The sequence below is a fragment of the Gemmatimonadota bacterium genome (assembly GCA_026706345.1).
Taxonomy (GTDB): domain Bacteria; phylum JAAXHH01; class JAAXHH01; order JAAXHH01; family JAAXHH01; genus JAAXHH01.
The window spans coordinates 1-15,264 of the sequence record JAPOYX010000026.1; the positions used below are offsets into that span (position 1 = coordinate 1).

Here is a 15,264-nt window from a genome sequence, read left to right on the forward strand (position 1 = left end):
AGGTTCTCTCGCGTAGCTGCACCTCACTTCCCATCCCCCCCAAACTCCCACTCCCTCCACCCCTGCAGCAGAGGGAAATACAGCCCTAGGGTTATAGGCCGGGAATCCCTGGATCGCATCAGGCGTGCATAGTTTTCAAGTTGTGTGCGGTATCGCTCCTGCTCATTATCTAGAAACCCTTCCATGTCCCCACCTTCGTGGGCACTCGTTTTGTAGTCGATGATCCATCGTCTACCGTCGTCTACGAAGGTCCTGTCCAAGACGTAACTTTGAAACCGACCTTCTAATACTGTTGATAGCCTGTACTCCCTTTTGTCGTTTTCGTGGCGGGATAGTATCCAACGGCCGCGGTCGTCCTGGATGGTATTGTTGAGGGCAGTCACTGCCCGGAACACCGCCTCGTCAAGATTGTCGCCGTCTAGCCCCTCGTACCGGAGCGCAGTACGGAGCGTTTCCTCGTTGAAGTCTAGGCGATTCGGGACCTGCAACCGCTGAAGCATGTGGTGCACGACGGTGCCCACCCGCCGCTGCATGTCACCAGCCCACTCGAAGGTTGGATTATGGGCGTCGTCGTCTTCGATCTCAGCCGGCTGGTGGCGCGGTTTCATGTCGATATCAGGCGGTAACGGCAGCGGTGTCCAGTCCGCGACCAGTCGCCTGAGGGGAATACCGTAAACCTTTGCAATGTCTTCGTCGCTCTCCCCGTCACTCTCTTGATGCTCCTCAGTCTCATTGCGAGCATCCCAAGCAGCCAAGAATTCAGGCTCGACCGTATTCCATACTTCCGACAACAGGCAACGGGAATCAGGAGCTTTCAGCGACTCATCTTCACGATCGAGGTTAGCGTGTCCCAGCAGATGCAGGCACTTCCGGGCCCTTGTGGTAGCCACATAGAGTAGGCGAGTTCTTTCGTGGGCCTGTTTTTTCGTGTTAATGCTCCGTAGGTTCGTGTAGAGAGGATCGTCGTCGCCTCCGACTCCAGGTATGGGCGCCAGCAAAAGGCGGGATCGATCGCCATCCATGTATTCGCGCCATAAAAGTAGTCGCGGATCGTCCGGTCGCGTAATTCGGCCCAGACTTGGTAGTATGACCGTGTCGTACTCGAGTCCCTTGGCCTTGTGAATCGTCATCAACTCCAAGTTTCCACTGGCCTCGACGTCTGAACCTGCGAAAAGCCGGGCGACGTCTTCAGCGAATTTCTTCTCGTTCGATATTCCCAATCCGTCCTGCGCCTGCTCTAAGAGGTCCAAGTAGGCTGAGGCATCTTCGAGGTCCGTCCTGGATTCCAAGCCTGCCGGGCCGCCCAGCTTGGTCCATACTCCTTCCACCAATCGGCGGAGCGGCAACTTGCCTCGCAGGGCGAAAGCCTCGTCAAGAGTCGGGATTATGCGGCGAACGCGCGCCCGACCGTCGGGAGTCAGACGCTCCTGCCTGTCTTGATCCCGAAGCAGGTCCCAGACGGCTCCCGGGGTTTCACCGCCGGCTAGTACTTCCAAGTCTGCGAGCATAAGACCGCACCACGGTGCTCGGAGAATCGACAGCCAGGCCAAGCGATTGCCCGCATGAAGGAGTGCCTGCGTGAGCGCCATCAGGTCCTGCACCACCGGCCGCTCACCCAGGGCGTCGATCTCCACGGCGCGGAACCTCTTACCGTTCCGGTGAAGGACGGAGACAATACTGAGAAGGTGACTGCGGGCCAGGACCAGCACGGCGATGGTCTCGTCCGGCCACTTCTCCTGGACTTCGTCGATGATCTTCACGACTCGTTCGGCTTCAGCCTCGGGGTCTTGCCCGATATAAGGATGTATGCAAACGGTGCTATCGGAACTATGGCCCTTGAACGCTGAAGCAGGTTCGTACGCCACAGCGCCGGTGAGGAAGTCCTCGGTGTCTGGGAACGCGTCGCTCAGCGCGCGATTCACCCAGTCCACGATTCCCGCGAACGAGCGGAAATTAACCGACAGAGTGAGCGGTGTCAGCCGGATGGTGCCAATCCCGTTCGTCTGGGCCTGTAGAAAAAGTCCCACCTCGGCTTCGCGAAAGGCGTAGATAGACTGCATCGGATCGCCGACCAAGAACAACGTTCGCTCATCGCCGGGCCGCCAGTCCCTGATGAGCCTGGAAAGCAAATCAAACTGGCTCTGGGACGTATCCTGGAATTCATCGATTAGTAAATGCTGGATCTGACAGTCCAGCGCATTGGACAGGTCGGTAGGCTCCGTATCCGGTCCCAGGGCGTTTCGTGCGCCAATCGCCATCTCCGTGAAGTCGACATGGCCTTCTTCCTGAAACACTGTCCTAAGCTGGTCTACGGCTAAAGGCAGTAATAGCATCAGGGCATTCAATATGTCCCACTGTGGTTCTTCAAAGTCCGGCGGAGGCAGCGATCGTACCTTGTACAATGAAGCGATGCAGACCTCGTCTAGTTCGATATTGGCGAAACGGTCTTTGGCGGCCCGGCCATCGCCGGTGGACGGAAAACCTTCCTTCACGGTAAGCCTCTGGCGTCTTTCCCCCTTTGCAGTCAGGAACATCTCCGCGAGTCCCAGCCAGACCGGCAGCGAATCAACGGAGGCATCCGGGAAACGCTGGAGATCATAACAGGCTTCCAGAACGGACCTTTGGCCGATCGCATTACTGTCTGCTTGGCCCGCGTCCCGAAGATTCCCGGCCGCGAAACGAGCAAGTTCGACCGTCTCGTTCCTGTATTGTGCGGGGAATGCCGCATTGACCTCTTCCAAGGCATCTGCGATTATCTGCCTGATGGAGGACTCCAGTTCCGCCCGCAGCGTTTCGGACTCAGCCTTTCTGCCCACATAGCGCATCCATTGGTCGCGGGTCCTGAGCATAACGCTCAATAGCTCCTCGATCCGTCCGACGTTATTGTCCAGATGAGCCAGTAGTTTTGACAAAGCCTCCGAAACTTCGGCGGACGTCCCCTCTGAATCCAAGGAGATCAATGTCAGGCGGGCCGCCCGATCATACAGGTAACCAGCATTATCGATCGGCTGCAGCGCAGCCCCCATGCGGGAAATCCAAGGCATCTGCCGAACCAGCATGGCGCATAGTGAATCGATCGTCTGTATTCGAAGCCGCGTCGGATGATCGGAAAGGTGCCAGTCCATCCTGTTGTTTCGAGCCAGGACATCACGGGCGAGTTGCCAGGTGCGCTGCTCATGGGGTGTCGAAGGTTGAGGTCCGGCAGCGCGCTTCAGAGCGGCTAAGATCCGGTGACGCATCTCTGCGGCCGCCTTCCGTGTAAAGGTAATAGCGACGACGGCCTCGGGCCGATCCACACGGGCCAGCAACGTCAGAAACCGCTGAATGAGCAATTCGGTCTTTCCCGATCCCGCGGGCGCCTGCACGATGAAGGACCGGGTGGGATCGAGAGCCTGTTGACGTTGCTCCTGATCTGCTGCGAGGTTAGGCATCGTCTTCCTCCAACTCGACGGATCCCTGGCTTACCCGACATAATGACGGCAACGCGCAGAATCTACAGGTCTGATTACGGTCCTTGGGATTAACTTCCGCCCGTCCGGCTCTGTAGTCGCGGCCAAGCCGATCCAGCGCTTCGCTCCACGCTTTGATCGTGTCCTCCATCGGTGTTTCACCGTCGGGGACCTTAACACCGCGACCGGGAACGATACCGGTGGCGTTGGCCAGGCCTCGAAAACGCACATCTCCGGCCGTGACCCTGCCGAAGAACACGCCTGCGACCGCATCGTCCGTGGCCACGGCGTAGATGGGCAGTTGGGGATTATCCGGACGGGGCCCCTCCCAATCGGAAGGGCTGCAAGATCCTGTTTTATAGTCGATGATGACGATTTCACCGTTCTCAAGACGGTCCACCCGGTCGACTCGGATCGTCATCTCAACACCACCTACTGTAACACGTTGCCATTTTTCCTGTTCGAGGATCGTGAACGGCTTCCGCGCCGTTTCAAGGCGCAGCCAGTTCCTGATAATGCCTTCCAGCCTGGCCTGTTCGATCTTTATGAACCGGGGATTTCGCACCGCCCAATCGCCCAACTGATTCAGGATCTCAGAACTGACGTTTATGCGGATGATATACGCCAACTCGTCCTCGGAGACGGATTGCAGTCCGTGGTGGGATCCCAGCCGTTCCCAGACACGCTCGAGAATGCGGTGAACCAGGCGTCCCCGGTCGAGGGCGTCCAGTCCGGGTACCGGCTCATCCGGCGTGCTGGCGCCGAGCCGCGATTCAGCAAAGGCCCTGAACGGACAGGCCGCCTGAAGCGTGAACAGGGAGGTCCCGCCCCTGAGCGCCTCATCGTCGCACGGTGGTCCACGGTGGTCGTGTATTGTTTCCATCCTGGGGATGCTTAGAAGTTGATCTGCGTAACTGGACGATGTGAGCAACCCCAAGTCGGCAGCCGGTTTCTCGGGCAGTGAAAAGAAAAGCGGGCTGACCCTGAGATCCGAATCGTCTTCCCGCTCAGGATAGCTGACGACAATAGACGGTGCGCTCGAAAGGAGACGATCGGTGAACAGCCGGTAGTACTCCAGTTCCCGTGCCGGCGTCGACCGGGGCAACTCGAAACGACGTTGCAGACGAAGCGGAAGGAACGGATCGGGCGCGGGAACCGCAGGCCAGGCACCGTCGTGCATTCCCATGATCCAGAGCCGGTCAAAACTCAGGCCGGCAGTTTCCAACTCGCCCAAGATCTGAACCGGTGCGGGTGATGACTCCGGTTGAAACAGTCTGGATGAAGCAAGATCTTCAAGTATATCCACCGCATCGACGAGCGGGACGGGACCGGAAACGCTATCGAGTCTGGCCAGTTCAGATAGAAGCTCTTTCCAGACTTTCATGGTCTGGTATTCGATACTGTCGAGCTCTCGATCTCCGGGCCACCCGATGTCACCCAGTAAGCCTGAGAGGACCGACGCCCAGTCACTGGGCATACGCGGAGGCTGCAGGGTCCTGTATTGGTCCGTCCACGGTCCGAACCGGGCCACGAGTTCGGGACAGTGGTGCGAGGTGTCATTTTCTCGGGCCAGCCCGACGAATTCCCAGAGTGAAACATGAGTCTGTCGACGCGAGCGCAAGGTTACATCCAGCAGGGCACGACTTGTCATCTCTTCCTTGGCGCCGTACAGGAACGGCGAACGCAGAATCTGACCGGCACGCTCGATCGGGATATCCTGGGGGTCCGTTCTCAAGATCAGGAATGCTGCCTGGATAATCGGGTATTCGTCGACGGGAAGTCCGACTCCGATATTAAACAGACGCGTTGTGTCCAGGTTCGGTTGGAGTCGGGTGCGGGGATGGAACACCTCACCGAAAACGCGTTCTATCTCGCCCCGGCGCTGCTCCAGACCGGGAACGACGATACCGATCTGAAACGTTGGAGCCGCAGTTTCCGACACGTCCTCCAGGATTCTGCGCGCCCATTCGGCGGCGGCACGGATCTCACGGCCGGCGTCGGCCAGACCAATGCGTACGGCGTCGCCAACAGTATCTGGATGTTCGCGATCCCGGATTTCCACTTCGCGGCGTGCGAGAACATCGATCAGTCTTTGTTGGACAGGAGTCCGTTCATGAAATCCCGCGAACTCGACTTTTTCAGGGACCGAGACTTCACCCCGCTCAATGAGATCTGCGACAACGGAAGATAGTTCCGCGTTCGAGAACCAGCCCTTCTCACGACAACGCGTATGGAACTCCCTGGCCCACCCGTAGAACGCTTGGGAGTCCGCCGAGTCCTTCCACTCCGTGGCATCAAGCGACAGATTCCAGCTACACAAGAGCTCCCAGGATTTGAGCGCCGCCTTAGCGGTAGCGGGTATATCCAGTGGCAGAATATCGGTCTGTGATCGAATGATCTCTTCCCAGATCACCCGTTCTTCAGCTGGCCAGAGCAGCCGATTGGTTGTGTCCGCCGCCCGTTCGGAGAACAGCCAGGTTTTCCATAAATCTAGTAGCCAGTCGGATAATTCCAGAATCTCTGCCGAGGGCCAGGAGGGAAGGTCCGCCGCTTCTTGTTTCCAATTGTATTGCTGACGGAGTTCGCGGAAGAGCCGGGTGGTAGCGGTGATGATGGTCATGGTGGGGTGATCATGCGAAGGGGATGGCGAGTTAACGAAAGTGCGGTCTTAGAATCACTCAGTAACGCCAATCGTCATGCGCGAGAGGTGCACTGTTTAATTCGTCCCGGTACAATCGCCACTGGGGAAGATGTTTGTCCATCAGTTCTCTGAACCGGTCGTTATGCCTGCGCTCGATCAAGTGAACCATTTCGTGCACGAGGATGTACACCAGGCAGGATGCTGGTTTCTTGGCTAACTCTAGATTCAACCAGATACGTTTCGTCTCGATGTTGCAGGAGCCCCAGAGGGTTTTCATCCTCTTGATACGGATGTCGTTTACCGTTACACCAATTTTATGTTCCCATTCGGTCTTCAACGCCACCACCTGATTCCGAAGTTGGCGCCGATACCACCGGTGCAGTACAGCTTCCCGTGCTTTCCGGTCGGCACTGGGACGGAAGCATAACTCCATCCTCGTATTGTTTAACAGTCGGACACCAGATGGACCATCGAACTCACTCGCCTGTAGTCGGTAGCGACGACCTCTATAGTAATGACTTTCACCCGACACGAACTCGCGCTGAGACTGTCGGACTTGCTTTTCGAATTCGGCCTGTTTCTTACGAATCCATGCCAGACGGGAGACAACCGCCGCCCTGACGGCATCGTCATCTAGATGCAACGGTGCGGCCACGCGGACTCTGCCATTCGGAGGATATACGCCAAGGTGGAGGTTCTTGATGTCCTTGCGGACGATCTCTACCGCTGTTCCACGTACTTCGATGAGGTGACCACTCAACTCAGTATTCGTCCTGGTGTTTTGCGATTTCGAAAATCGCGTTTACGAGTACGTCGTTGCCGTCGAGTTCCGACCTGATGGCATTACGGATCTTACGTTCCTTCAACGTGTTGCCCCGCCAATCATCCATTTTCGCAGTCCTTATCGTCTTATCCAATGATAAGGCTTTCGCCTCCGTAACATCCTCGGTCGATTCAAACGGGAAGTCGGGTGTTTGTTGTGCAACTTTCAGACCCTGAACTCCAACCAGGTTGTCGTATAGAGATCTCAATGCCGAGGTGTTTATGGTCGAAGGATAGGACGCGGAGGTATCGGATGCTGGATTGTTTACTTTTTTTGCCAGTTCAACCATCTGAGCCAGGTATTCCTTGTATTCCAGTGCTTCCTGCTTGCGCTGGCGAATCAGATCGTCCAGCAATCGCGACATTTTCTCATAGTACTTTGGATTGACCGGTGCCTCGTCGATGATCAGTCGACGGACGTTATTCTCAATGGTCGAACTTACGGCTTCTTTGTCCTCTCGCATGGATTCAGGTAGCGCATCGACTGCGTCTTCACCATCTCTGACGATCAGTTCTACCAGAGTCATATCGTCGAACGTGGAAACCTGCTCACTTTCCTCTGCCCGGATATAGGTGTCGAGCAGGTGACGCATAGCAGGCTCGAACATCTTCATGTCGACAAAGTCTCCGCTGTTAAGCTTGACGACTTTCCGAGCTTTCTCGAAATGGTCCACTTCGTTTTTTATCTTCGCCGTCTCTGCCTCGGTGTAGCCGGCTTCCTGCATCTCGTTAGCCAGGTTTGCATATGCACGCAGGAAAGCCGCCGTAAGTTTATAGAAAGCAATACGTTTCGGTTCGTTTTCTTTGAGTAGTTCAGCATCACTACTTGTCGAACCACAGAAGTACTTGATATACGCGAAAGTATCGCGAGGCGGCTCGACAGGTTCCGTCAGCGCCTTGATCGCCTCCCTTGCTTCCTCCAACCGCTCACGACCTTGCTGGAGTCGGTCTTTTAGCAAGCCTTTTACATCTTCGGCATCGTACCCATCAAATGCTGCACCGGTGTAATCTTTGATCGACTGTTCCAGGGATTTGAAGAGGTCTTTGTAATCGATAATATACCCGTATTCCTTGTCCTCACCGTCAAGACGGTTGACCCGGCAGATCGCCTGGAACAACCCATGGTCCTGCATATGCTTGTCGATGTAGAGACAGGTCGCGGGAGGCGCATCGAAACCGGTCAGCAGTTTGTCCACCACGATCAAGAGTTTCATCTGTCCGGGACTTTCGATGAAGCGCTTCTTGACTTCCTGCTCGAATCGGTCGGCCTTTTGCATAGCCGAGTCTTCGGGCTCGTTGAAATGATCCGCGAGCATCTTGCGGTAGACTTTGTACTTGAGCAGTCTCTCCGTGACTCCTTCGCCGGTCTCCTCCCCTTTGATATCCGCGGTGGCCGGCCGGTAGGAGGTGACGATGGCGCATTTCCCCTCCAGGCCATGGTTCTGAAACATCTCATAGATGCGACAGGCAGAGTAGATGCTGTCTGAGACGAGCAAAGCGTTGCCTCGGTCGCTCTTAAGGCGGTCGCGTGTCTCCATGTCCAACAGAATGTCCGCCACGATCTTCTCTAAACGATCCTGTGAACTCAACACCCTACGCATCGTGCCCCAGCGTTGCTTGAGCTGGGCCTTCGCCACATCACTCAAACCCTTGGTCTTGACGTCGAACCACAGATCGACCTTGTCCTGAGAGGTGATGTTCTGGTCTATGTCACGCGCCTCGTAGCGCAGATCCAGTACCACGCCATCGTTCACCGCTTCGTCGTATTTGTAGGTGTGTATGTAAGGTCCGAAGGTCTCAATACTTCGCCTTTTGTCATCTCTAAGCAACGGAGTGCCGGTAAACCCGATCAGCACTGCTTCCGGCAGCAGGGAGGTCATTGCCGCGTGGAGTTTCCCGGACTGGGTGCGGTGACACTCGTCCACGAAGACGAAGATATCGCCCTTTGTGCGGAAATCGTCGGGAAGGTGTTTCCGGATATCTTCGAGGAACGCGTCGATATCGCCTTCCTCCGACGCGCCGAATTTATGGATCAGAGAGCAAACCAACCACTCGTTGGCGGTGTTCAGTACATGCACTAGATCGGCACCGCTCTTGGTTCGATGGATATCCTCACTGACGCCCTTGAAGACCTTCTCAATCTGCTCGTCCAGTTCGGTGCGGTCGGTGATGATAAGGACGTGCCCGCCGCCGTTTAAGTTCTCACGTATCCACTTCGCCAGCCAGACCATGGTCAGACTTTTTCCACTGCCCTGGGTGTGCCATATGACGCCTCCTTCGCGCCGGTTCACGCGCTCCTGAGCGGCACGTACGCCGAAGTACTGATTGTGACGACATATCTTTTTATTCCCCGTGTCGAAGACGATGAAGTCGTGTACGATCTCCAATAGCCGCTTCTTGTCGCAAAGTTGACTGAGTTCCTGGAGCAGTGGATTGTCATCAATGGCGTTTGAGGGTTCTTGTTCCTTCCAACGCAGCCAGTACTTCTCAGGTGTCTCTATCGCGCCGTAACGAAGTCCTTCCGTCTCGTTACCCGCCATAACCAGTTGTACGGTCGTAAAGAACGGACGGATGAACTCCTTCTTCTGGCTGTCCAGATTCTGTCGGATGCCCTCGCTTACCGATACAATAGATCGCTTCAATTCCAGCACGCCTATGGCGATGCCGTTGACGTACAGTACAAGATCGGGGCGTCGTGTATGCTCACCGACGACTGTCACCTCTTCGGCGATGGCGAAGTCGTTGTTTTCGGGATTCTCCCAGTCGATTAGCCAGACAGTAATGGTCTGCTCTCCGACCTCCGGCTGAACTTTTACACCGTAGCGGAGCATTTCATACGTCTCGCGGTTGGAATCGTAGAGTGTTCTGCTTCCGCCGAGTGCTGTCGCCTTGCCAAAAGAAAACAGTGTCTTGGCGATAATCCCGTCATCGTGACCTTGGCGCTTGAGCCAGTCGGTGATCAGACCCTCTTCTATGTTGCCGTTGTCGGGCCGGTCCTTCCAGTTGCCGAGATAGGCGTAGCCGAGCACATCGTCAAATAACGCCACAACACACTGCTGTGTGAGGATCTCCTGTTCGCCGACTTTGCTCATGACTCGGGGTTTCCCGTGTTTTAACACGTTACGACGGATTGCCTGTTATCTGTCAGGTGTTGTATCCTTCAGATGCTGTTCGACTCATACACGGACAGATGATCATGCAGACCGAGGTTCGATCACTTGATACCGCAACGTTCAAAAAGTTCGATGTTGCGGGTCGCGGATGATGGCGTCGGACAGGTCAGTCAGGCGGCAATTCAATCGAAACTCGGGGGGTCTCGCATCGGTTCTCGGGGTGGTACGTCAAACTCCACACCACCCAAAGGAGCAAAGCGAGCACGTATAGCGCGTGCCAAATTGACCGGAGGTATGTCTTCGGTCAGCACCACCTTCAAAATCTCCCGAACTTCCTCCTCCATTGAGCGGCCATGCTCGGCTGCCCGCATACGCAATCGTTGTTTTAAGTCATCGCTCAAGTTGCGAATCGTAATGCTTGCCATTGATTCTCCGTCTTTTGTAAAGGAGCCTCTCAGTGTTCGTTTAGAGTGGCGTTGAGAGACTGCTCTAATTCGTTACCTAGCGATTCAAGCCCCTCTCTGTTTGGAAAATAATGGATGTGACGAATCTGTTGAAGATCAAAAGGCACGTCTTCTCTGTTCTGTGTTATGAGAACCGTGTCGCGTCCACGCGCGTGCGCCAGTCCGGCTTCGTACAGAACGTTTGGATTCCTTCCGGTCAGATCGCAGATGACCAGCCGACTTTGGACAATATTGTTGAATATGTCGTCGACGATTTTGGTAGGTCCATATATCTCATCTACGCGCAGGGCAGGATAGCCGACCTTCTCGCAAACAGCTTTGATGATATCATAGACAGGATTGAACTCGTCCTTAAAGGGCATCATGACAGCGATTTGTTCTAATCTCGGGAGTGGCCACGTTTTAACGTCGAACAGTTTTGGCAAATCAGGATCGCCACGATCTTTCAATAGCTCGAAAACTTTCGATACCAAGTTGCCCCTTTTCACAGCCCAGTGAGTTCGCGTGCGTTCCCAATCCTCAGTATCAAACAACTCGCTCCCGAACACTTCTTCCGAACTCAGTCCCTTGGTTAGATGTTTGTATGAAAACCTGATACTGCGACTTAAAACTCGAACGTCTTCAAGTTGCGTAAAAAAGGCGGGGGTATGGGGTTCACTTGTTGGGCCTGCGACCTCCGCTACAACTAAAGCAGGGAGTTCTGAAAGGTCATCCACGTTTTCTCCAAATTCTAGACGTTCCGCAGGAAAAGTAGATGCCCCCGACCAACGTTTAAAAATATCAGCCGACGGATTCCAAAAACAGATCAGGTTGTAGTAATCAAGCGACCAGTTCATAGACAGTCCCTTCCGTCCATCTCTTCAAGCCAAAATCGGTTTACACTGGATCAAGCAGTGGCACATGGCCTGTAAGGAACTCATGTTTAAAGCCTTGCTAGACAATATGGGGCTTGTCGTGGTATCGGTCCAGCAGAGCTATCTCGACAGAGGTTTCCGGAGGATAGCGCGGTTATGGCACGTTGACCATCTTACCCATACCAGACTGCGAGAAACCAACTTTGAAGAAGGGTATCAAGGCTAAGTATTTTGAAGTCACGACTCCGTGAACGCCAAGAATGCGTGATGCAATTCTATCGGTGAGTTATTATTCGTTCTCGGATGGAGACTCCCCCAAACCCATGGCTCGCTAGTCAGATTTGACGGTCTCAAATTCTCGGCAGAGCGTGACCTGTGGTTCAAGTTGCGGTTGATACCTGCGACAGTGGTTTCAGGGTTGTCGGCGATCAGGTATCCAACCATGAATACAGCAGAGTGGTTCTCTGAGTACTGCCCGGTTTGGAAACGATCAATGCCGGCGACGACGTACTCACGGCACAGGCGAGCATCGCCACCGGAAACCCGCTTGCATTCGATGATTGCGTGTGGGTCGTGCTCGCCGAAGCGGATGATATCGATCCACAGAATCGGAATATCGATTCGCCCGTCTGGTACGAATACTTCAGGCCGAGAACGGGATTCGGTTCCGGGCGGAACTGCCATTAACTTGCTCCACGAAAAACGTCCCGAATTCAGCGCACATCGCATTCCATCGCGTAGCCGTTCCGTGATTTCTACTTCCCCCGCACTCGTACTGAGTTGAGACGACTGTAACGCAAGCGTCCAGCCGGCTTCGACAGTACGCAGGATCGCTGTAGCAATTTCAGGCCATAGATTAATGAACCGACGACCGGCGACGACCGTGACATCAAATGGTAACCTCATAAAACGGAACCGGAGAGACTTTCGGCAATGACCGAATCCGCATCTTCCAAGGCCGATACACCCATCCAGTGCCGCCGGGCGGCAGGCTTGATGATCACAACTTCGTCGCGACCGTGTACACGAAGCTCGCGCTGGCCGATCAGGTTTGTCGTTAGGGGAACTTCCAAGCGTTCACCGACCCGGTCAATAACGTCTTTCAGGTCTCCACCTGTTCTAACAGTCTTCAACTCGGGAAGATCCGGGCATTTTGAACGCTCTTCAAGAATGAAGCGAACAACCCGAAGCGGTGCACGTTCCGGAAGTTCAAAGACCTCGGCGCGCATCCGGCGTTTGTTTGCTACGGAGAGCCAAACACCAATTGCCGCCACGAAATTGTGGGCATAGTCCGAAAGTTGGCTAACGTTTGCGGCTTCAACAGAAGCGATCCTGCCTGCCTTCCATTGCCAACTTGCACGGGACAGACCATCACGGGCAACGACACGGGCGGCTACGTCCATTTCATATAGGTCGAATACGGCTTCGTCAAGATTCTGCCAATCGGAGACGGAGGGAGAACCTGCCTGCATATCGCAGGCAAGTTGCACCAGGTATCTACCATTCTCGGTGTTCCGGGCTTTTTTGAGATCGGGAATCGGCATACGTTCGATGTCCCGAAGCTTGATCCGTTGCATCCACAAACCGAAAGTCGATGACGTCATGAGGAAGAACCAAGATGCGAGCGACGAACTCAGAATAGTGGCTAGCAGGTGAAGAGTATCTCGCTCCGCGTGTGGAAGGGTCGCACCAAAGAAGGCGTCCGTGAAGATGGTATCTTGATCAGCAACAGCGGTGACCGGGCGTGGTCCGCGTCTCAGGAACTCCTTGATGAGCAGCAACGGCGCTTTGTAGATGTCGGGATTGCGCGGCCACTGCGCTTTATCGTCTTCAAACAAGCCCAAATCGGTCGAGACGGAGAACGGTCGAAGGTCGGCCGCTGTCAGGATCGGATGCCCTTGAAGGAAACGCGCAGCGCGGCTTTTATCTCCGAAAGTCAGCCCGACGTTGAACTCCGTACCGAGCTTGGCAAGCTGGTCTCCAAGCTTCGGATGACTGTCCGTCAGTTTGTCCAACAGGGACAGATCACGACGGAAACCGACAACCGCAGCCTTCAGGAACTCCGGTTTTCTCTGCCAGTCGGCCAGCGGCAACGTAATGATATCGCTTCTTGCAATCTCGAACGTGTGGCTTTGCGTTCCGGCCGGAGACCAGGGAACCTGCACCGCGGTGATCGCATCGGGGCGTGAGGGCCGGTGTCTTGCAAAGAGGACAACTGCGGGCATACTGCTTCTTGGAAACAGCCAATCGGACTGATTCGACAGATTGACCAGCGTCACGGGAGATAATTCTTCAATGATTTGACGCGAGGCGGATGCGCCGGTTCTGCTCAGACTGAAGAATTGGACCGCACTTAAAATCAGGCCAAATCGCGTATCCTCAGTGGCAAAATCCATCGCTCGAAACACGAAATCCAGACTCTCACCACGAGGCGACAGCGCCGTCCTCCCGCTCCCTCGGGCTTGGCGTTCCGATCTGGCCGATTGACCTCGATAGCTCCATGGTGGATTACCGACGATAACGTCGAACTTCCGGGAGGCGTCTCTTTCGGTTGGTGCTGACAGTCCATCTGCTAGAACTTTGTCATCCCACGCATCACCGACGAAGAGCGTTTTACCTATCAACGGTTCGAACTTCAGCGTCTGAGGAGGATCTGGGTTCGGATCGAGTTCCAGGGCCGCCAGATAGAGACTGAATGCGGCTACGCGCACCGCGGCTTCGCTGATGTCCACGCCGTAGACCTGTTGGTGTAACGTGGAACGGATCAATTCACGGCTTCGTTCTTCTCTTTTCGATCGAAGATCAACCAGTCGTCGCAAGGCTTCGACCAGAAAGACGCCGGAACCGCAGGTCAGATCAAGTACGGTTTCTTCTCCAGTGAGTCCTTCCGTGATCTCATCCAGAACAAGAGAGACAAGCGACAGCCGGGTATAGAAGACATCCTTCCCGGAACGGGTATCGGAAATCGATGGATCTGCATGAGCGAATTGCTCATAGATCGAGCTGATCAACTCTACTGGTATCACGTCAAACTGGTAAGGAAAGAGCGTCATCTGCCCCGTCTCGGGGTCCATGGCTTCAAGGAAGTCCGCCACCCTTGAGAGATGCTCGGTGTCAGGCAGAGCATCTCCCTCTTCGGGGAACATGTCGCCATTGAATACCTCTCGAAGCCAATTGAACAATCGAGCTGTGGCTGGAGGATCACGCAGTACGGCGGGAAAGGACTGATGACCGTAATCCTTCTCAAGATTCTGTTCCGTGACGATCTTTCGATCAATCAGGTACTGAGTAAAAATCGAGCGGCCGATCAGTCCCTGAGCACCAGAACGGTCCAATCCTATCTTTAGTAGATCGACTTCAAGGGCATAGAGGTCAGACAACAACTTCCGGTCCACGCTGGCACTGCGATCTACGGTATCTGCCTGTTGCCAGAACCGTCCCGTTTCCATCGCAAGTCGACCGGCGAATGCATCAAGCTCATCCAACTCGTTCTCGATCTTCTGAAACGTACGCAGTCGGTTAGAGGAAGCGTCTCCGGTCTTCAGAGGTTGAGCAAAACCGTTGTAGAGGTCAATTCTTTGCGGAGAAACCACCCACAGCAGTGGAGAAAATCCCTGATTCCATATCTCCCGGCGCCATCGGGCTATCTCCTTTTCGGGCGGAACTTCCGTTTCGCTCTTGAAATAGACGGTGAGCTCCGAGTCGCTACGCCAAAAGGCGTCAGGCATAAAGTCCCGAGTCTTACACTCGGCATGGGCCTTCTCATCAAGGTACACGCCGGGTGCCGGCTCGCCATTCGCCATGTAGCCGGTGGCTTCAAGTACTTCGCTTAGGACCTGAGTTGCCATCTTTTGCCTTGCGGGTTTGTATCCTGAATCGAAAAGTCAACCCACGATTACTTATCGTATGTTGAGTTAGTTC

General features: G+C 54.9%; 8 protein-coding genes. 1 reads left to right on the forward strand and 7 read right to left on the reverse strand.

Annotated elements, in window-relative coordinates:
* Positions 1-23 precede the first annotated feature (23 nt).
* From OXG98_03040 to OXG98_03065, 6 genes are all read right to left on the reverse strand, one after another.
* Positions 24-3,431, reverse strand: a complete 3,408-nt coding sequence (locus OXG98_03040) for a UvrD-helicase domain-containing protein (GenBank protein ID MCY3770983.1) — start codon at positions 3,429-3,431, stop codon at positions 24-26.
* Positions 3,424-6,069: a PD-(D/E)XK nuclease family protein gene (locus tag OXG98_03045; GenBank protein ID MCY3770984.1), complete on the reverse strand. Its 2,646-nt coding sequence runs from the start codon at positions 6,067-6,069 to the stop codon at positions 3,424-3,426. Before OXG98_03045 ends, OXG98_03040 begins: the two co-directional genes overlap by 8 nt.
* Positions 6,070-6,127: 58 nt before the next feature.
* Positions 6,128-6,850, reverse strand: a complete 723-nt coding sequence (locus OXG98_03050) for a SprT family zinc-dependent metalloprotease (protein MCY3770985.1) — start codon at positions 6,848-6,850, stop codon at positions 6,128-6,130.
* Between the two features lies 1 nt (position 6,851).
* Entirely contained in the window at positions 6,852-10,004 is a 3,153-nt protein-coding gene (locus OXG98_03055) for a type I restriction endonuclease subunit R (protein ID MCY3770986.1), read from the reverse strand.
* 203 nt (positions 10,005-10,207) lie between these two features.
* A complete protein-coding gene (locus tag OXG98_03060) occupies positions 10,208-10,450 on the reverse strand; it encodes a plasmid stabilization protein (GenBank protein MCY3770987.1) in 243 nt (80 codons plus the stop codon).
* A gap of 29 nt (positions 10,451-10,479) precedes the next feature.
* Positions 10,480-11,325 (reverse strand): hypothetical protein, encoded by an 846-nt coding sequence (locus OXG98_03065; protein MCY3770988.1) that lies wholly within the window; start codon positions 11,323-11,325, stop codon positions 10,480-10,482.
* Between the two features lie 498 nt (positions 11,326-11,823).
* Between OXG98_03065 and OXG98_03070 the strand changes: the two genes are divergently transcribed.
* Positions 11,824-12,030, forward strand: a complete 207-nt coding sequence (locus OXG98_03070; GenBank protein ID MCY3770989.1) for a hypothetical protein — start codon at positions 11,824-11,826, stop codon at positions 12,028-12,030.
* A 215-nt stretch (positions 12,031-12,245) separates the two neighbouring features.
* On the opposite strand, the gene OXG98_03075 is transcribed toward OXG98_03070, so the two are convergent.
* Positions 12,246-15,191 (reverse strand): N-6 DNA methylase, encoded by a 2,946-nt coding sequence (locus OXG98_03075; GenBank protein ID MCY3770990.1) that lies wholly within the window; start codon positions 15,189-15,191, stop codon positions 12,246-12,248.
* Positions 15,192-15,264: the final 73 nt, after the last annotated feature.